General features: G+C 49.0%; 13 protein-coding genes. 5 read left to right on the plus strand and 8 right to left on the minus strand.

Annotated features, from left to right (window positions below; all coding sequences use genetic code 11):
* Nucleotides 1-116: 116 nt before the first annotated feature.
* On the plus strand, nucleotides 117-2,927 hold the full coding sequence (locus LG219_RS03990; protein ID WP_226763250.1) for a M16 family metallopeptidase: 2,811 nt from the start codon (nucleotides 117-119) through the stop codon (nucleotides 2,925-2,927).
* Nucleotides 2,928-2,975: 48 nt separating this feature from the next.
* Here the strand turns inward: LG219_RS03990 and LG219_RS03995 are convergent, their stop codons facing one another.
* On the minus strand, nucleotides 2,976-3,275 hold the full coding sequence (locus LG219_RS03995) for a YkgJ family cysteine cluster protein (RefSeq protein WP_226763251.1): 300 nt from the start codon (nucleotides 3,273-3,275) through the stop codon (nucleotides 2,976-2,978).
* Between the two features lie 259 nt (nucleotides 3,276-3,534).
* Between LG219_RS03995 and LG219_RS04000 the strand changes: the two genes are divergently transcribed.
* Entirely contained in the window at nucleotides 3,535-4,194 is a 660-nt protein-coding gene (locus tag LG219_RS04000; protein WP_226763252.1) for a LysE family translocator, read from the plus strand.
* 137 nt (nucleotides 4,195-4,331) lie between these two features.
* On the opposite strand, the gene LG219_RS04005 is transcribed toward LG219_RS04000, so the two are convergent.
* Nucleotides 4,332-8,171 (minus strand): phospholipid carrier-dependent glycosyltransferase, encoded by a 3,840-nt coding sequence (locus tag LG219_RS04005; protein ID WP_226763253.1) that lies wholly within the window; start codon nucleotides 8,169-8,171, stop codon nucleotides 4,332-4,334.
* A gap of 463 nt (nucleotides 8,172-8,634) precedes the next feature.
* Between LG219_RS04005 and LG219_RS04010 the strand changes: the two genes are divergently transcribed.
* Nucleotides 8,635-9,579, plus strand: a complete 945-nt coding sequence (locus tag LG219_RS04010) for a glycosyltransferase family 2 protein (RefSeq protein WP_226763254.1) — start codon at nucleotides 8,635-8,637, stop codon at nucleotides 9,577-9,579.
* Nucleotides 9,580-9,744: 165 nt separating this feature from the next.
* Complete coding sequence (locus LG219_RS04015; protein ID WP_226763255.1) at nucleotides 9,745-10,149, plus strand: GtrA family protein; 405 nt, start codon at nucleotides 9,745-9,747, stop codon at nucleotides 10,147-10,149.
* A 124-nt stretch (nucleotides 10,150-10,273) separates the two neighbouring features.
* Here the strand turns inward: LG219_RS04015 and LG219_RS04020 are convergent, their stop codons facing one another.
* The 3 genes from LG219_RS04020 to LG219_RS04030 all read right to left on the minus strand — a co-directional run bounded on the left by LG219_RS04020 (nucleotide 10,274) and on the right by LG219_RS04030 (nucleotide 13,816).
* On the minus strand, nucleotides 10,274-10,672 hold the full coding sequence (locus LG219_RS04020; protein ID WP_226763256.1) for a YidB family protein: 399 nt from the start codon (nucleotides 10,670-10,672) through the stop codon (nucleotides 10,274-10,276).
* A 134-nt stretch (nucleotides 10,673-10,806) separates the two neighbouring features.
* On the minus strand, nucleotides 10,807-12,882 hold the full coding sequence (locus LG219_RS04025; RefSeq protein WP_226763257.1) for a putative bifunctional diguanylate cyclase/phosphodiesterase: 2,076 nt from the start codon (nucleotides 12,880-12,882) through the stop codon (nucleotides 10,807-10,809).
* Nucleotides 12,869-13,816 carry an HDOD domain-containing protein gene (locus tag LG219_RS04030; RefSeq protein ID WP_226763258.1) on the minus strand — a complete coding sequence of 316 codons (948 nt, stop codon included), beginning with the start codon at nucleotides 13,814-13,816 and terminating at the stop codon, nucleotides 12,869-12,871. Before LG219_RS04030 ends, LG219_RS04025 begins: the two co-directional genes overlap by 14 nt.
* 334 nt (nucleotides 13,817-14,150) lie before the next feature.
* Here LG219_RS04030 and LG219_RS04035 point away from each other — a divergent pair, with 334 nt between their 5' ends.
* Entirely contained in the window at nucleotides 14,151-14,894 is a 744-nt protein-coding gene (locus LG219_RS04035; RefSeq protein ID WP_226763259.1) for an LOG family protein, read from the plus strand.
* A 17-nt stretch (nucleotides 14,895-14,911) separates the two neighbouring features.
* Here the strand turns inward: LG219_RS04035 and hemG are convergent, their stop codons facing one another.
* The 3 genes from hemG to LG219_RS04050 all read right to left on the minus strand — a co-directional run bounded on the left by hemG (nucleotide 14,912) and on the right by LG219_RS04050 (nucleotide 20,219).
* On the minus strand, nucleotides 14,912-15,472 hold the full coding sequence (hemG, locus tag LG219_RS04040; RefSeq protein WP_226763260.1) for a menaquinone-dependent protoporphyrinogen IX dehydrogenase: 561 nt from the start codon (nucleotides 15,470-15,472) through the stop codon (nucleotides 14,912-14,914).
* Nucleotides 15,473-15,548: 76 nt separating this feature from the next.
* The gene (locus LG219_RS04045) at nucleotides 15,549-18,218 is read right to left on the minus strand and encodes a DUF2339 domain-containing protein (protein ID WP_226763261.1); all 2,670 of its coding nucleotides are present in this window, start codon (nucleotides 18,216-18,218) and stop codon (nucleotides 15,549-15,551) included.
* Between the two features lie 549 nt (nucleotides 18,219-18,767).
* Nucleotides 18,768-20,219, minus strand: coding sequence for a S41 family peptidase (locus LG219_RS04050; protein ID WP_226763262.1), 1,452 nt, complete (start codon nucleotides 20,217-20,219; stop codon nucleotides 18,768-18,770).
* Nucleotides 20,220-20,232 lie beyond the last annotated feature (13 nt).

Below are 20,232 nucleotides of genomic sequence, written 5' to 3' on the forward strand. Positions count from 1 at the left end.
TTGCTGGATTGTTCACGCCGGCGCTGGGCGATCTTCAACTCAAAGCTGACATAAGTTCAACTGAAAGAAAAGACTAACAGGGGTATAGTTCGATGGCATAATTTCTTGAGGCTGTCATGAAAAAAACAAACCTACTATTTTTAGCCCTGTTTAGCGTGGCATCGTTGGCTAGTGCCGTCGAAAAACTACCGCCAATTCCGCATCTGCACCCCAGTGTGATTCAAGGGCAATTGCCCAATGGTCTGCGTTATTTAATCAAACCGATTGCGCCACAAGCTGGGCAAGCCAGCGAAGTTGAGCTGCGTTTACTGGTCAATAGCGGCTCGCTCGGCGAAGCCAACGACGAGCGCGGTGTCGCGCATTTGATTGAGCATATGGCGTTTAGGCAAACTAAAAACTTTGGTAAAGATGAAGTTAAAGGTTTGTTTAATAGCAACGGCATGCGCTGGGGTAATGACAGCAATGCCTATACCAATATTGAAAGTACCAATTACTTTTTTAAAGTGAAGCCCGAGACTTTAGATCGTGGCCTGCAATTAATGGCCGATTGGGCCAATGGCGACATTGTGTTTGATGCTGAAGAATTAAACACCGAGCGCGGCGTGGTGCTCGATGAAATTAATTTACGCAAAGACAATCAGCAAGGCTGGGGGAATTTTTATTCGGTACTCATTCCGCATTCCCCGCATTTGGATCGGCTGCCGGGCGGGTTTGAACAGGATGTGCGCGATTTGCCGCCTGAACGCATCGAAGCCTTGTATCGCAAGCTGTATCAGCCACAAAAAATGACTTTGGTCGTTGCCGGTGACGTGCCAAAAAATATTGAGCAAACGATTAAAACGCTGTTTGCTAAAGCGCCGATGGGCGATCAAGCCAGCCAATATCCGGCCTTGCCACTCACGCCCAAAGTACGCAGCTACCGCGCTAGTCCACCACCATGGCCACATACTGAATTTGGCATCACTTGGAATTTTATACAGCAGCCAGCGACTGATGCAGCGCAATTGCACTTGCAATATATTGCGATGCAAGCGATGCAACAACGGTTGCAAAAATTAGCATCGAAGGACGAGCAGCATTTTTCTTCGGCACAATGGTTTGATGAAAGCGGGGTTGCGGGGCGTGAACGCTATTTTTCTTTATATACCATCGTAAAAAATGAAAAACTCGGTGACGGATTAACTCAGCTGTATCGTGAGGTACGCCGTGCGCGTGAAACAGGCTTTAGCGATGCAGAGGTGGCCGATGCCATTGCCAGCTTTGCTTTGGTGCTCAAAAATATGTCAGTGTCGAATGAGACGTGGGCTAATTCGCTGATACGCTCGGCCAAATTTGGAATTCCTGCTTTGTATGTCGCTGAGCAAAAAGCTATTTTTGACCCTGCAACGATAACACCGCAGGCGGTGAATGCCGCATGGCAAAGCGTCGTCACGACGCCCGATCAAATCGCAATGATCTTGCGCCCTAAAGACTCGAGCAGCAGAACCGACGGCGATACTTGGCACGATGAAAAACTAGCCGCCATGATCGCCGCTGTCGATGCTGAAACATTGCCAGCGCAAGTGGCGCAAGCCGATAAGCCGCTGATGAGCGAGCAGCCAGCGCGTGGGCAAATTGTTCAGACCCAGACCGAGCGTGGCGTGACCGTGTGGACGCTGAGTAATGGCGCGCAAGTGTTGGTGCGAACGCAGCGCCAGGCGGATGAGCGCATCGGCGTGAATGGTCGATTTGCTGGTGGTGCTTTGGCTTTGCCTAAAGAATGGCGCTTTGTCTCTCAAATTTTGCCGAACTATATGATGCAAGCAGGGGTGGGGGATTTAAATACCGCGCAATTGATACAAGCGATTCGTAATGAAGAATTGCAATTGCAACCGATATTTGAAACCGCCCAGCATGGTTTTGGTGGTGGCGCAGCAACGCGCTCTTTTGAGCCCTTGATGCAGCTGATTTATCTCAGCCTTGCTCAGCCGCGCAGCGATAACACCGCTAGAGAAAAGGCGACCACGCAAGCGTATCAAAGCTATTGGCCCAATGGCCCGGGGTTTAACCAAAATCTATTTGGTGCCGCATGGCCGTATCGTGCTTGGGGTAGTGTGAGTGATTTTGCGATTAGCACCGAAAAACTTGATCAATTACGCGCGCAGCTGTTCGGCAATCCAGCGCAATTGCGGATGGTGTTGACCGGCGTTGCCGATTTGGCGCAGGCCAAAGACTTGGTTGAGCGCTATATCGCCAGCATTCCGCCAGCCAAGCCAACGGCAGTGACCTTGTTACCGAGCAAAATTGAACCCAAAGTCCAATCGTTGTCGAACACCGTGCTCAGTGAACGCTTGAAAGAGTCGCTGAAGACATTTACGTTTCATGATGATAAGTATACTGTCTGGAGCGTTGCGCTAGAAGGCGTAGCGGCCAATACCCAGAATGCCTTCTTGCAAGAAGGCTTAAACGATGTGATTAAACAGCGCTTGTTGACCACATTGCGCGAGCAGGCCGGTGATTCTTATACCGTAAATGCCTGGGGTGAAATGTCGCAATACTTTGGCCCAACACTGGGTTTGGAGTACAGCGTAACGCGTGAAAAGTGCGGTCAGGCTTTAGTGCTGGCCGCGCAGGAATTGCGAAAACTCAGTCAAAACTCAGTGACCGATACCGAGCTCAAAGCGATGCATGAATTCATGCAAAAAGGCCTTGATAACGGACCTAAATATCCCTACTGGTATGCGTATTCGCAAATGTTTCACTGGGTTTATAACCATGACTTGAGCTGGGTGAATCCAAAACCCGAGCAGATTTTGACCCGTGCCAACGTCGATGCGGCTGCCAAAAGCTGGTTTGTGCCGGAAAAATGGATTGTGGCTGCCGACGCCTGCAAAACCTTGCCCGATTTAACTGTGCTCGATCAAACGGTGACTGCGGCGAGCCATTAATCCGTAAAAATAAAAAAGCCACTGCCAGATTGATTGCAGTGGCTTTTTTTATTGGCGACAGTGGCGTTGCGGTGCAGTGGCGATTTCAAGCTGCGTTAAATAAAACATCGCTTGCGGGGTGTTCTCACCGCACATTTCTAATGACGGTTGCAGCCCAGCGCAGACGGCTGGGCGCGATTCGAGCCCAAATAATTCACAGCGAAAATCAGCCAGCAAATGTAAGCAGGCTTCTCCTGCAGCTTTGCCCTGAGGGTGTTTGGGGGTTGGGCTGGATATCGATGGGGCAATACAACAGGCCCCACAGTAAGCACGACATTGCATCGTATTTTGATCTTTTAATTCGGACATGGCGCAATGATACGTGATTGGGGGGAGTTAGCGTCGAGGAATCGTATCGCTTTTGATTGCGTGAAATTTAAAATATTTTTTGTGGCAACAATGGTAATGATGGCAAGTAGTTTTCGGATGTTGTTGATAATTTTCCTATGGTGCTTTAATGTTTGAATCCTTTCATGCATCTTTCGGTTCGTATTTTTTTTCGCAAGCCATATTGATGTAATGACAAGTATTCGCATGATTCATAATTAATTTTTTAAATGGATTTGAAATGGAAATTAATTTATTCGCCATATTTGCCACTGTTGCATTAGCCCATTTCATTGCTTTACTTAGTCCCGGGCCTGATTTTTTGCTGGTGGTTAAAAGTGCAGTTAAAAATAAAAAACAAGTTGCAATTGGGGTCGCCATCGGTATTGCGTCAGCAAATGCAGTTTATATCGCTTTATGCCTGATTGGTGTGGGGGCCATTTTGGCTAGTTCAATTGTAATTATGATGGCGATTAAGCTTGCTGGAGGAGTGTTTTTAATATATCTAGCGGTTATGGCACTCAAAGCCAAGAAAAGTGATTATTCTTTTTTAGCTAATGCTGTGGATGTTAAAGAAAGTAATGAATCAACTATAGCAAAAGAATTTGTTACTGGTTTTTTGTCTGGAATTTTAAACCCGAAAAATCCTCTTTTTTATCTTAGTTTATTTACTTTGGTTTTGAATGGTGATGTTGGATTAGGGTTTAAAATCGCACTTGGTGTTTGGATGGCATTGATCGTTTTCTTGTGGGATGCATTTATTATTCTTGTTCTATCGCATAAAGATATACGTAGCATATTTAATCGCTCTGCATTTTATGTTGATAAAACAGCGGGGGTAATTTTAGGTGCCTTTGGTCTGACTCTTATATATTCGGCTATTTTTAAGGCTAATAAATAATTGAAATTTACATGTGATCTTAATTAAGACAACGCCCTTAAGTTTTAATAAAATTAGCAATTTCAATCTTTTTTTTTTGTGAAGATCAACGCCCAATAAAAAACGACCCGCAGGTCGTTTTTTATTGGGCTGAGCATTTAAAAATACAAAGCAATCGGTCCATAGCTGATGAATTCGAGCCAGCCTCGGGGGACGGGTAGGCCGCTGATGGCGGGGAAGTAGGCGATAAACAAGATCAGGGCGACGCCAAAGACACTCCACGGCAGATATTTGGCCCAAGTGCGGTTGGCATTGTTGAGCTGCACGGCTTGCAGCAACCACACCAGCGCCAAAATAATGAACGGTACCGAGGCAAAAAAGTGATAGATAAACACCAGTTTGCGCGGGATGACCGCCCAAGGTAAAAACTGCGCCAAGCCGGCAATCAGGATAAAGCCCATCGCCATTTTTTGCTGCGCGCTGAGCGTCCAGAGTGCGGCGCTGGTTTTGGCATTGCTCAGTAGCAAGCGCCAGCCGAGCAGCACTAAAAACGCCAAGGTGCCCAAATACCAAGTGATTGGGTTGCCAAAAGCACTAATGGTGGAGACTTTGGCCGGGCCAGTCCATTCGCTGCCGCCGTAATACCACATCGGTTTGACCATCGTCGGCCATTCATACCAGAACGAGCTAAAGGGGTGGGTGGCTTTTAGCTGGCTATGGTATTGCAACATGCTGCTTTGGTTGGCGAGCATGCCGCCAATGCCTTGGCCAGTGGCTTGCATGAGCGGAATATACGCAGCGGTATAAATCAGTAGCGGAATCACAATAAAGCCCAGTACCGAAACCAATAGCGTTTGGATCAGCCATTGTGCATAGCCGCGCTGATCGGGTAGCGCCGGTGGCAATTGGCGCGCGACTTGGGCTTGTCGCCATAGGTGCCAGCTATAAAGTGCCGCGAGGCCAACGCCGTGATACAGCACAATCCACTTGCTGGCCGCGCCTAGGCCAAACATCGTGCCACAGAGTAATAGCGATTTGATGTCGGTTTGCCAGTGGTTTTTGGCTGGCTCATTTTGCATAAAGCGCAACATCCAATAGGCGCTGGCGAGGATGAAAAACACGCCATAGGTGTCAATGGTGGCAATTCGCGTTTGCGTGAAATGCATAAAATCGACCGCCAGCAGCGCGGTGGCCAAGAGTGCAAATGGCTCGGAGCGTAATAGCCGCCGCGATAGACCAAAAAACACTGGCAGCATCAAAATCCCAAAGGTCACGCCCATAAAGCGAAAGCCAAAAGGATTCATGCCAAAAATCGCCACGCCGATGGCGATGATGATTTTGCCCAAAGGCGGGTGGGTGTTTTCGGTGGCATCAATGCCTTGCAGGATTTCCCAAGCGCTGTGCGCGTGATACACCTCGTCAAAATACATGCCATTGAGCGCAGTCGATAGCGTGACAGTTTTGTCTGGTTCGTCAATCAAGGCATTGGCTTGGCTTGGCCCGCTAATTTGCTGTAGCGCCAGTAATTGCCCTTGATGGTCGCGCAGCGCCAGCTCGTTCATTTGCAAGGCGCCGGTGCTGAGATTGACCTTCAAATAGCGCGCAGGCAGATTAACCGGCAGGGTGCGCCAGCGAAATTCGGCAAAGCGATTATCAACAATAATCCCTGCGCGATTCACCCAGTTTTGCCCATCAGTCGACCAAGCGAGTGCATATTCACCCGTACCTAAACCATGGTGGTATTGCACGCTAGCGACCGATTTGATTTGGCCCAAGTCATATACTACCGATTCCGTACCAATATTGGGCTGCCAGAATTTTTGCGGAGAAGCAAAATTGCCCAAATAGGTAAAGGCGGCAATGCTGTACAGCAGGCAAATTCCCGCCAAGGCCAACCACGCGGAACGACTCACTGGCGCTAAAGGTAATGGCTCGACCAGATCAGCGCGCGGCGTTTGCTGTTGTGTCTGAGCGGCTGGATCGATGGCTTCAGTTTGATCGGTATCGGTATATGTTTTGATTTGGCCACGCCAAAAAATATCGTAGCCAATGCGCAAGGTTTGGATCAGTAAAATCACATTCAGCAAACTGCAGAGCAGCATAAAACCATTGCTATTGGGGACTTGCGAGCTTTGTAGCCGCGACATCATATCGAGCGTCACCAGCGTATTGGCAAAGGTTGTTATGCTGGCGGTAATGGCCAACCACAATACGCGCTTATCACCGATGACCAAAAATGCCGTTAAACCCATAAAGGCTGCGGGGAATAAATAGCGCTCGTGCATTTTGGGGCCAAGCACAAAAAACAGCACAAAAATGGCAAAAGCGCCGTACAAGAATCGGCCAGTGGCTGGGCCGCGTTGCGGGCTGGCAATGACGCCCCAGCAGACGGCAGCCAAGGCGCTTAATGTCAGCCCCCAAGCCCAAGTACTCACTTGCAAACCCAGAAACAGCGTTTCATTCGGTAGCCAATTTTGGCCTAGTAGCGCGTAAAGATTAAATGCATTCAGCGTGAGGTAGTTGTAGCTGGCGAGCGTGCCGCCATACAGACTGAAAATCCATAAGGGTTCGCGTGAAATGGTAAACGGCAGTGACAGCAAAATAAAAGTGCCGACGGCGGCAGCGAGCGCTTTGAGCTGTAAAGTCCGATCACGCAGCGACAATAGCGCGATCAAGGCAATCGGCCCGACCAATAAAGCCTGCGGCTTAAACAGCACGGCAACGGCGTATAAACTGGCAGCCAAGACGATGCGGCGACGCTCGAGCATTAACAATGACGCGGCTAAAATCAGCGTAAAAATGCTGTCGACCTGTCCCCAAAATGCGGAGGTAACGATGGCTAAAGGATTGAGTAACCATAACAGCGCCGCGATCAGCGCCCATGCGCGATGTGGCTCGCGCGCCACGTAGAGTAAAAACACCACTCCGGCGATATCGGCCAGCATGGCCGGCATTTTGAGTAACACCAAAAATCCCGGCGTGCCGTAATGAATGCCAAAGGTGTTGGAGATCGCGCCAACCAGCCACAGTACGGTGATATAGCCGGGTGGATAATCGGCAAAATAACCCGGTTGATAAAAGCCAGCAAAGCCACGGCTATACATATCCAGCGCCCATGCGCTAAATGTGCCAACGTCTTGGGTGTAGCCAAGGTATGACCCCGCGCCCCATGCTTTCGCCAAAATCACCAGGGCGATTAAAGCCAGTACTGGCGCAGTTTGCTGCCAAGAACGCGTGCCATCGGCCAACGCAGCAAAGCGTTGATTGAGTGCGCTACGGTTTTGGATGGCGAGCCATGCTAAGAGTAAAAAGGCCAAGCTCGCACCGATGACCACGCTATTGACCAGCGCCGCAGAGGGGCTGGTAGTGGCCGCAGGGGCTGGCGGTGGCGGCGTAAAGCTGATGATTTTTGCGCCCGCTGGCGGCTCGCTTTGGCTTAGGCTGATATCGTCAAACCAGACGGTGCCGGTGGCTAAACTGCCGTAAAAGCCTAGCCGAGCGGCGACTTTGATTTCTTTTTGCTCAGGGCCAGTTTTGCCCCAAGCGACGATCTGTTGCCAGTCTTGATCGCCTTTGATGTCGCCAACAAACTCCATTGCGTCAATGATGCTGAGGTTAGCGCCAGTTTTGACTGCATTGGGAATGCCGGCGGTTTTTACCCAAGCCGATAACCGATACCAGGTATTGGGTTCAACCGGCACGGCTTGGATTAGCTTGCCATCATCGCCTTGCGGCAGGCTGATTTTGAGCGATGCGCTGCCGCTATGGCTGACCGTGCTGTCGCGGCTGGCCTGACTGGCGGGCTCGCCTTGCGTCCAGTGGTCAAAATTCCAGCCCGCAGCGTTGCCCGATGGGCTGCTCGTTTCGGCGTCGGCATTGTGCAATAAATTGGCCGCAGTTTCGGCATGCGCAAGGCTGCTGAGGATTGGGAGTAATAATCCCAGCAGAATAATCATCGCCCATTGGCGGGTGAGCATAGGTGCAGCAGATCGAGGCATGTCAGGCTGACTCAGTTTCAAGCAAAGTGAGCACTATAGCGACTCTAAATCCTTACGCCTAGCACGGCATTCAGAATCATTTGGCGCGGATCGCTGGCCATCATGATTGAGAAACCGCGCTTTTCTTACAAAATGAAGCCCGCTATGGTTTGGCTGCGATACTGCAATGCAATATCAATCACCCTATATCAGTGAACGCTAAAGTGTTTGCTGGCTTGGCTTTGTCGTGTAATTGCATCACTCTGCGCGGCGGACTCGCAAAAAACAAAACCACAACTCTGCTTGAGGCGAACTGGGCTTTCCAAGGTCTCGGTGATGCTGTAAGGTCGTGAATCGTTGGTCTGACAATATAAAAATTAAAAATAGCCTTAGAGTCTGTCGATATTTGGTTTTTCGCCATATCAATACGGTTGGCAACGTCAACAGACCCTATGCTGAGCGCCATTTGAGCGCAGGAGGGGACATGCAACAACGTTTATCAGTGGTCATTCCGTGTTACAACGAAGAAGAGGTCATTGCCGAAACACTGCGGCGTTTGGCCGAGTTTCGCGCCATGGTGGTGGATATGGATTGCGAGTTTATTTTTGTCGATGACGGCAGTAAAGATCGGACTCGCGCTTTATTACTCGCGGCACAGGCCGAAAACCCAGAGATGCGCGTGATTGGTTTTGCGCGTAATTTTGGTCATCAAACCGCGGTCACCGCGGGCATTGATGCCGCCAGCGGTGACGCGGTGGTGTTAATCGATGCCGACTTACAAGATCCACCCGAAGTCATTACGGAAATGATTGCGTTATGGCGTAACGGCTATCATGTGGTCTATGGCACGCGGGTTGATCGCCCTGGCGAATCGGCGTTTAAGCTAATTACCGCCAGAGCATTTTATCGGGTGCTCAATCAACTCTCTGATGTGCCGATTCCGCTGGATACTGGCGACTTTCGTCTAATGGATAGACAGGTGGTCGAGGTGCTCAAAGCCATGCCGGAGCGCGATCGCTTTGTGCGCGGAATGGTGAGCTGGGTGGGGTTTAAGCAGGTGGCATTGCCTTATCGCCGCGCCGAGCGTTTTGCTGGTGAAAGTAAATATCCGCTGCGCAAAATGGTGCGTTTTGCCACCGACGGGATTTTGTCTTTTTCGACCAAACCTTTGCAGCTGTCGATCACGATTGGTTTAGTCGCGTCATTTTTGGCTTTGATCGGGATTATCAATACGCTGATTGTGCGTTTAACCACCACCGATTGGGTGGCCGGTTGGGCCGAGATTATGGTGGCGATTCTGTTTATTGGCGGGGTGCAATTGCTATGTATCGGTATTTTGGGTGAGTATATCGGCCGGATTTATAACGAAATAAAACGCCGTCCTTTATACGTGGTGCAAGATCGAATTGGTTTTCCACCGAAAGAATAATGTTGAATTGGGCTCTGTTGACGTTGGATTTAGCCGCGTCCACTGAGCTTAGCTGCCGCAAAAGTGGTTTTGCATCGTGATCTTGCCTTGTCGTACTCGAAGTACGGTCTATGGCTTTGGCGCTTTGCCATCGCCATATTGCACCAATACGGATTGGGCTCATCGATGCACCGCACGGTCAAAAAATTCTTCATCTTTGCCGCTGTGGGCGTTTGCGGCACGGCGATTCAATATTTGGTGCTCTGGCTGGGCGTTGAGTTATTGGCGCTCAAAGCGGCCGTGGCATCAGGCATTGGCTATGCGCTGGGCTCGGTGGCGAATTATTTATTAAATTTCTTCTTCACGTTTAAACAGCATGGTCAGTCGCATCGAGAAGCCATCAGTAAGTTTTACACCATTACCGGCATCGGCTGGTGTATCAATACTGGCTTGATGGTGCTCTTAGTGGGGCATTGGCTTTGGGGCTATTGGCCAGCGCAATTATTGGCCACGGGGATTGGTTTGGTATGGAATTTTAGCGGTAGCCATTGGTGGGCGTTTCGACAAAAGCGAGCAGGGGGTATTGGGTAGCTAGTATTGTAGAGTATGACTTGGAGTTATATACCCACGTATTTTTTGCTCTTTTGATTCGGGTGTTGATGGTTTTAAGTGCTTGCGGCACAGCATCAACACCCAATCTGAACATCAGCTGCAATTAACCGAACAATTTACCTTTGATTAAATTCATCGCCGCACCCATCACATCAGGGCTGCCGGCTTCGATTTGGCCGTTTGGCGTTAAGCCATCGATTAATTGTGGCAAGAGTGTCGAGATTTGTCCTGCGGCAGTGGCTGGATCAATGCCTAATTTACCAGCGATGCCGGCGACGGTTTCATTGCCGAGTACTGCTTCAATTTGCTCGCTGGAGATCGGTAGGTTTTGCCCGCTGGCCACCCATGATTGTGCGATTTCACCTAAACCGCCATTTTGAAATTTTTCCACCACGCCAGCAACGCCGCCTTGTTGCTCAAGTAAGGTGCTGAGCATGCCCATTGCACCTTCGCTATTGCTGCCACCGAGAAATTGACCAGCTAAAGAATCGAGTAAACCCATGATATTTTCCTATGAAAGTGAAGGTGAAGAGCGCAACGCATGATCTTGCTTGCGACTTATTCTTATGGAGGGGATCGATAAAAACAAGTTAAATTTTAGATTAGCTAGTGCGAGTTCAGCCAAGCATTGGCAATTTATATTGTGGGTTTGGACTGATAGTGTTCAAAATTGCATTTAAATAAAACGGCAAATTCATCGGCGGGAATTGGGCGGCTTAATAAATAACCTTGAATTTGATCGCACGCTGTTTTTTGTAAAAAGATTAATTGATCCGCGGTTTCTACGCCTTCGGCAATCAGGCGTAAATTCAAACTGCTGGCAATGCCGCAAATGGCGTTTACAATCCCAGCGCTGCCGGGATTATCGGGCAGACCACGAATAAAGCTTTGGTCGATTTTAAGGTAGTCGAGCGTAAAGCGTTGTAAATACGATAAATTGGAATAGCCCGTGCCAAAGTCGTCAAGCGCCAAAGAAAACCCTGCGGCTTTTAGATTCAGCAAGAGACTGAGTGTCGCCTCGTCATTTTTCATCAGCATGGATTCGGTGAGTTCTAGTTCAATACGCTGGGCTTGAATTTGGTGTTGTTTTAGTTTACTCAGTAAGAGCTCGGTTAAATTGGCTTTAAATTGTTGCGCTGATAAATTGATCGATAAACGATTGAGCTCGATTCCAGCTTGATCCCATTGCGCTAATTGCCCAATGGCTTCGGATAACACCCATTCGCCAATCGGTACAATGAGCCCGGTTTCTTCGGCAAAAGGAATAAATTCTGCGGGAGAAATAAAACCACGAATCGGATGCTGCCAGCGAATTAAAGCTTCAGCGCCCACAATATGGGTATTTTGCGTGTCGTATTGTGCCTGGTAAAATAGCTTTAATTCATTGCGCTCTAAGGCATGATGCAATTCGCTAGAGAGCTTTAAACGCGCCATTGAGCGTTGATTCATTTCGGGCGAATAAAACAATAAATCTTGCTGCGCTTGTTTACCGCGATGCAGGGCCACGGCGGCTTGATTGATGAGCTTTTCGGCGTCGCGACCATCGTCCGGATAAATACTGATGCCGATATACGATTTGAGGAGTATTTCTTCGTCAGAGAGGACAAAAGGCTGGCTAATTTTAAGCAAAATTCTTTGCGCCACCATCGCCGCATCATCACGGTGGCGAATATCAAATAAGCCAATATAAAACTCATCAGCCGCAAAGCGCGAAACCACGTCTTCATCGCGTAAGCTAGCGCGTATTCTTTGGCCAACTTCGATTAAGACTTGGTCGGCGGCGGTATGGCCAAAAGAGTCGTTGAGCGCTTTAAAGCGGGCAATGTTAAAGCACAATAAAGCGCCATGATGATGATTGCGGCGCGCCTCGCTGAGCGCTTGCTCAAGCAAAGTAAAGAGCATGGTGCGATTGGGGAGGTTGGTCAGCGGGTCAAAATAGGCGAGGCGATGCAATTGAGCTTCGGCGTGTTTTTTTTCTGTCAGGTCGGAAAAAATCGCAAAATAATGCGTCAGATCGCCTCGTTTATTTTTAACGCCGCTGATGGCCAAATGAATCGGATAGCGCTCGCCTGAGCCGCGCTCATCCCAAAGCTCACCTTCCCAGTGACCAATACGTCCCAGTAAATCGTACATCTGCTGCAAAATTGACGATTCTCTTTGCTGCGCCAGCATAAAACTGGGCAGTTGCCCCAGCGTTTGCTCTAATTTTCGCTCAGTAATGTGGTGATACGCCGCATTACAACCCACACAGCTAAAGCGCAAATTGGTAATCACAATCGCATCAGGCGCTTGCTCGAGAATGTGGCTATACAGCTGGTTTTTTTCTTCGACGGCCAATTGTTCGGTGATGTCGGTTAGGTAACCAATCATGCGAATGGGTTTTTGCTCGTCATTACGAATGAGCGTCAGGTGAATATTGGCCCAGAATACCGCGCCATTTTTTTTGCGGCGTAAAACTTCCATTTGCGCGTGGCCACTCATCATCACGGCATGCAGTAGCTCACTGTCGTCGCCGCTTTCATCGGCATACAGCATCAAAATATGCCGGCCCAGCACATCGTCGGCGGTATAGCCAAATAGCTGTTCAGCGCCTTTATTCCAGCCGGTAATATAGCCTTGTAAATCCAGAGTAATTAAGGAGGCAGCCAGATCATTAACAATCAAGCTGCTGGGGCCCAGTTCATTGAGCGTGGACACCTTACAGCGACTCACGGACTAAGCGATGCACCCAAGCAATGGCTTGAATTTCACTATTGACCCACGCTTGCTGCTTGGCGAGCAAGGGGCTGAGTAGGGCGTGCTGCGCATCGCCGGCTTCGAGTGCGCCAAGTTGCGCCAAGGCCGCGCCTAAAACACCATCGCCATCGATCAATGCTGCGCGTAAATTTTCATCCAGTGGCAATGGCGCGAGTAATTGCTGTAAAGGCTCACCAAACAGTCGATCCAGCAGCGACAGCATGCCGCATAAAAAAGCTTCGTCGGCGGGTGTATTGCCAAGCCAGCCGTGCTCGGCCCATTGCGCCATGCGTTTGCCACGCAGCGCTGCGGCTATCAAAAGAGCGGGCTTGCTGTTTTCACCGTATTGCTCGGCATAGATCAGTAGTTGTAGCCAGCGTTGCAGTTGGCGACGCCCCAGTAGGGTAATGGCCTGGCGGATACTGCGTGCGGGCGTTGCGCTCCCCATACCCACTGAGTTGACTAAACGCAGTAAGTTCAGCATCAGTTGTGGGGCTTTAGCCAGTGCGGTTTCAAGTTGGGAAATTTCAGCATCGCTGACGATCAAGCTCAGCACTTCAAGTAGCACGGGTCGGCTTGGATTGCTGGTGCTGCTATGGCTTGATGCTTCGGTAAACCAAGGCCCGCAAACGGCATCATTGGCTTTGAGCTGATTTAAGTCTGCGGTATGTTGCACGTTAAAATACAGATGCCCGCCTTGTGGCAGTGCAATACCGTGTTCATCACGGATTAATGCGATCAATGGAGACGGGGTTGGTATGGCAGTTTCTTCGAGTAGCATGCACGGCAAGCTATGTAATTCATAGGTGTGGCAGGCCTCGCTGAGCGCATCGGCAGCATGTTGTGCGTGATGGGCAAAGAGTCCAGTCCAATTTTGCTGTGTATCCCAAACTAGCTCAAAAAAAATCATCGACTGCGTTCTCAACAATGTGTTTTTTTAAGGCTAGGACTTGGATCTACTTACGGCAAGATTTACTTTTTTGTATTTTGCTTTTGTTTTTATTGACACCGAGTGGTAGATTCTATGGGCTTATTCGACGGCAAGCCATTTGAATCATGGCGATGGATTTGTTCTTGCGGCCGGCGTATTGGCACAAGCGCGTGTCGATATCGTATTTCTAATGACCTTGTACAGGTGTGAGTAAGGGATTGCCGGCGGTTTGGTTTTAGCGCCTGCAGTGAGCGACTTTCAAACTAAGATAAAGCGTCTGCAGCCTGACGGCGCGTAACGGAAGTGACTCATCATGATTAATGAATATAACAAACCCATCGGCACGATTGACGATGAAGAGGCGCTGGATATTGTGGGTTCAGCGGTTTTAAAGCTTTGGGATGCGGTGGATGATTTATCGCGTCTGCGGCCCGCGCATACGCCAGATTATCATGTGACCATTTTTGGTTCGGCCCGAATTGAAGACAATACGCCAGCGTATGAAGCGGTGAAGCAGTTGGCTTCGCAACTGGCTGCCATGGGCTGCCATATTGTAACCGGCGGTGGTCCAGGCTTAATGCAAGCGGCCAATGAAGGCGCGAGTCAAGGTGCGCCCAATAAGCCAGAGGCGTCGGTGGGGATTCGGATTGATTTGGATTTTGAGCAGAATGTGAATGATTTTGTGGGGCGTGTTTTTGAACATAAAACGTTTTTTTCGCGCTTACATCATTTTATTATGCGCTCGAATGCGTTTATTGTGACGCCCGGCGGGATTGGCACTTTGCTTGAATTGTCGATGGTTTGGCAGTTGATTCAGGTGCGAAAACTCTACGATACGCCGATTATTTTGGTCGGCGAAATGTGGCATGAGCTGGTCGATTGGGCGCAGCGACATATGGTCGACAATAACGCCGGTTTGGCCAGTCCCGTGGATATGCAAATTCCGATTGTGGTGGATTCGATCGAAGACGCGGTGCAGTTAATTCGTGAGCATCATGCGCGCTGGCAACAAGTCGATGGCGAGCTCAAGCAAATTCGAACTTCGCCACCGCGTTAATCTTAAGCGCCAAACGGCTACAGCGGTTTGGCGCTCGCCGCTTCTTGTTGGACATAACGACGCACGGTGTCGGCAAAGTCGGCAACGTGCTGCCAATTGGTGTATTCAACGCAGCATTTTCCATCGCTCGGGCCGTCTGTCATTTTCATGATCAGGCGCATCATCTGCCGATCTAGCCAGCCATAACGCGGGTAATCCAAACGTCCAGCGACTGACATTGCGGTAAACGGCTGCAGGTGGTGCTGCGCGAGTAGTTTTTTTAAATAGCCATTCGGTGTGCCATCCCCTTTGCGGGCATTTAAGCTGACCGACATCACCGCCAATGGCGCAAGCAGTGTGTGGTGCTCAAAAAATTGTTGCACTTCGGCGTGATGCCGACCGTAGCGAACGGAGGCGACGACGATGATCGCTTGCCAGCTTTTGCTCATATTGGGCGGTGATTTTAAGTCGGCGAGTTCGCTATGCACGGCTTGTTGCGCTAAATGTTGCTGCAGCGTTTGCGCAATGTGTTTGGCTTGGCCATCGCGGCTGGCGTAAAGAATTAAAGTCGGTTTCATCCGCGCAAGTATAAGTGACAAGACGACGCTCGATATTGAGCGGCATCAGTTCGGCTCGTTCGCGTCGCCTTATTTTGAGCTGCGTTGACTGGCCGATTTAGGGGCTTTTTTGCCCGCTGCTACGCTCTTGTCGCGGCGGTAGTGGTGAAAAATAACCCATAAACAGCAGCAATATCCCGACTGCGATAAAAGCAACGATGCGCTCAATGCCGCTGATTTGCGACAGGTCAAAAACAAAAAGCTTAACGACGACGACCGTCAATAAGCTGGCGCCGACTAGCCATACATCACGTCTTAATTGCCGCGTTGCCAGCAGCATCAAGCTTAAGGCGAGTACGGTCCAGAAAATGGTTAAGCTCATTTGCACTTGCATTGAATGCATCAGCGCATCAAATTGATACGCAATGTGTTGGCTGTGATGCAGTGTTCTCAATAAAACCGCGTTCAGCCAGACAAAAATAGACATTCCTGCTGCTGCGAAGATGGCGCGATTTGGCCATGGATAATCAGGCCAAGTGGCTTTTAACTGTCGTAACCATAAAGCCAAACTGGCCAATGCCACGCACTGCATTAAATCGATCGGATTCAATAGCGGTAGATAAAAGCCGGTTTGGGTATCGCCACTGGCCAGTGCGCTATCAAAACCCCATAGCCATAAAAAACCAGTGATGGGCAGCGCACCAATCAGCCAATAGATCAATTTAAAATCATGAATCGGCCAGCGGAGGCCTAATTTAATCAATAGCAGTAGAGCGAGAGTCGCGAGTAATGCCCACGCTGAAATAGACCACGTTCCATTGGGTATATGGCTGTTAACTATTAAATTAAAGTCATGTACGAATATACCCATGATTAGCCAGAGACTGATTAAGTGTAGGCTGGCGGTAAAGCGTGGCATTGAGCGATCTTTGTCGTAGCGATGCAGCAGCCAATAATTGACTAGCAAAGCGACAGGCCAAACCAGATGACTTAAGAAATAGCCCATTTGATCTAAGGCGATCAGGACTAGCCCAATCGGTAAGACTTGAGCTGGCCAGCGTGCGGTGTGCCAATAGCCGCGCCAATAAATCCAGTTAAAAATCAGACTGGTCATTAGCGCAAACAGCAGCATGACTTGATTTTGCTGCTGCCAGCTCACAAAGCGATCAATCTCTGCGGCATACGTGCCCAGCCACCATAGCCAACCACCCAGCACAAACAGCCAGCCGACAATGCGTAATTTGTTTTGCGCCTGTGGCCAGTGCGACTGAACGTTGCGTTGTAAGCACCAGGCACTGAATAAGCTGCTGATGGCAATGATGTTGCCGCCGATAAATCCGGCATTCAAGATGGGCGTTGCGCCAAAATAATGCCCATCAATTAAAAAGCCAATACTCGCGAGCATTTGGAGTAATAAACCAAACGCCAGTGGCAGGCGGCGCTGTTGCAAAACACTGATCCAAACCACGCCAGCGCCTTCGATTGCCCAAATGGCGCTGCTTAGATGTGCATCAAAAGCGAGCGGCACTGCGAGGCTGGCAAAAATAACTCCAAGAGCAGTAAATGATTCGCCAATGCGTTTAAGTCCGCTATGGCGGCGTAAGGCATATGCCAGAACCCAATAAAATAAAGCCAGCGCCACCGCCGAATAGGCCAAGCCGTAACTCGTGTTTTGCAGCAAACACCCTTGCAGGGCAAAGCAGACGATGGGCGTGCCAAATAGCAAAGTAGCATCGGTTGACGATGGATTTGGGCTGGGTTGGTGCCGCGCATATAAGACGGTGATGGCGACATAAAATAAGAAAAATAAGATCAAAAACGGCTCAGTGCTGTTGAAAAACGCACTGCGATAAGTCAGCGTGCCCCAAAGCGTCGCAATGGCAAAGGTAAAGAAAAATCCGATTAAATTGAGCGAGCGCCAGGCTTTAAACCATGCCATCGCAAAAATACTGGCGTTTAAAATCGCGTAATAACTAAACAGCATGACATGATTGCCGCTGCCATTAGCAACCAAAATCGGCGCTAAAAAGCCTCCACAAATGCCCATTACTGCCAATGAGCGCGCATTTTGTTTGAGTGCTAAGTAAGCCGAAACGATGCCGATAATCACCAGTAAAGTAAGGGTGAGTAACTCGGGCAAGAGTTGATACAGCTTGAGCGCGGCAAACGTCGTCATATACAGAATGCCTATTGCGCCGCCTTGTAAGATTAAGGCGTAGGCGGTGTTTTTAAAGCGTAAACGCCAGCCAATACCCAGTAAGGCGCTGGCGCCGAGCACTAAGCCACACAGCCGATATTCGATGGGCAGTAAATGATTATCGCTGGCGTATTTGAGCAAAAAACCAACGCCAAAAAATAAGATGACAATCCCCAGCCGAACAACGGTATTGCCACCGAAAAGCCAGGCTTGCAGTTGTAACGTTATTTTGGAGAACCAGCCGGGTAGGGCCATCGATTGAGTGCTCTCGCGGGTATTGTCGCCAGAGACCGTTGCGATCGTTTTGGCCGGAGGTGGTGTTGGTGTTGGGGTTGGGGTTGGGATTGCAGTGATCTCGGCGACCGTGGTTTGCTCAGTCTGAGCCCGCAATTGTTGCACTTCGAATTCGAGTTTTTGGATGCGATCTTGTAGTTGTTGTAATTGTTGCTGCCAATTAGGGACTGCTGCATTGGGGCGCTCGATGACATAGCCAATCGCATAAGCGATGGCCGCGAGGACCAGTGCTAAAGGCCATTCAAAGAATTGCCAGCCCAAAATGAAACCGATTACAACAAGAAAAAACCGCAGCATAAAAACCTTTGCCAATGAAGTCGTGTGGGGTAGTGTAAGGTGTCGTTTCGAGGTTAAAAGTTAATGAGTCTAATGTCGCTCTATATGAAGAAAAAGTCTATTTTTTCAAAGTAAAGAACTTTTTATTTTGGTGGTAAAAATACAACGAATTTTGTTTTTGGGTGGCGTAATATCCATATATGGGATGCGCCTTGAACACGCTACCAAAAGATATAACCACCGAATGCCCCGTACTGAACAGCGGGGCATTTTTACATTCAGCGTTTATGTTTTTCGTAAAAATAAATAGCGCACTCGCTTTTATATGCGTTTATTCTGTAAATTAGTACACTCTAATTATGGCAAAAATGCAGAGAAGCGATGGTTTTTGCTCGGTATGATGATTTCAAGTTAACGCTTTGAACACGTTGACTTATACGAGAGTAAGGCCCCAATGCCCCGTACTGAACAACGGGGCATTACTTTATCTGAATGCTAGATTCCTTGTGTAATTGACCTTATTGACGAAAAAAAAGCCACTCAATCGAGTGGCTTTTTGCTAGGCGCGAATTATTTTTTCACGCTGGGCTTGTCTTTATTGAGCATTAATTGCTGCACTTTGAGCACATTGAGCGCCTGCTGCAATTGGAAGTCCGATTTAGAAACTAGTTCACGCGGATTTTCATCCGGATCAACGCCACTGGCATTAATTTTGGCTGGTTTTTTGATTTCGGTTTTAACGACCGCTGGCGTAGCTTCAGTTTTGCCGGCGTCTTTATCACTTGGATTATCTAAATGCTTGCCCAAATCAGATTCACGCAAGCGTAAGCCAAAGTCTTCTTTACCGTTGAGTGTTGCGTCTTCAACGATAATATCAGGGGTAATGCCCTTGGCCTGAATTGATCTGCCGTTTGGCGTGAAATACCGTGCAGTAGTGAGCTTGAGCGCACTCTTGGCATCAATCGGCAAAATCGTTTGTACCGAGCCTTTACCAAACGTTTGCGTGCCAACCACTAAAGCGCGTTTATGGTCTTGCAAGGCACCGGCAACAATCTCTGAGGCCGAGGCTGAGCCACCATTGACCAGCACCACCAGCGGTACATTTTTGATGTCAGCAGGTAGGTCTTTGAAAAAGTCTTTTTTGCTATCGCGCTGATAAAACTGCGGATTCGCAGTTAAGCGAATTTTAGAATCAGCAACACGACCTTCGGTGTAAACAACTAAAGCGTCTTTAGGTAAAAACGCGGCTGAAACGCCGACTGCGCCATCGAGTAAGCCACCTGGATCATTGCGTAAATCCAACACAATGCCTTTGAGTGGCGCTTTGTTTTCTTTGTAAAGCGCTTCAATGGCTTGGCCGAGGTTTTCGCTAGTATGTTCTTGGAATTGTGTTACGCGGATATAGCCATAGCCTGGTTCTGCGAGTTTGTATTTAACCGATTGCACTTTAATAATCGCGCGTTTTAGCGTCACGACGATCGGTTTGCTTTCGCCTTTTCGGAGCAAGGTGAGGGTGACCGGTTCGCCCACTTTACCGCGCATTTTGGCCACGGCTTCATTAAGGGTTAAACCTTGCACTTGGGTGTCACCAATTTTGGCGATAAAGTCACCCGGTTTTACGCCTGCACGATAGGCGGGCGTATCTTCGATTGGCGAAACTACGCGCACTAAGCCGTCTTCCATATTGACTTCAATACCTAAACCGCCAAATTCGCCTTGGGTATTGACTTTGAGCTCTTTAAAAGCGGCTTCATCCAGATAGCTTGAGTGTGGATCTAACCCGGCCACCATGCCTTTTATGGCTTCATTAATGAGCTTTTTGTCTTCAACGGGCTCAACATAACTTTGCTTAATAACACCAAAAACGGTTGAGAAGGCACGAAGCTCATCAATCGGTAATGGATTGCTTACGGAATCTTTATCTGCCGATGCATTGAATGAAAGGCTAAGAGCTACGCCGAGGCCAGCGCCTGCAGCGAGAAGGCTGACTTTTTTCCAGCGACTGTAAGGCTTGTGCGACATCCGATTATTCCTG

It is taken from the genome of Deefgea salmonis (genome assembly GCF_020531905.1).
GTDB classification, from domain to species: Bacteria; Pseudomonadota; Gammaproteobacteria; order Burkholderiales; family Chitinibacteraceae; genus Deefgea; species Deefgea salmonis.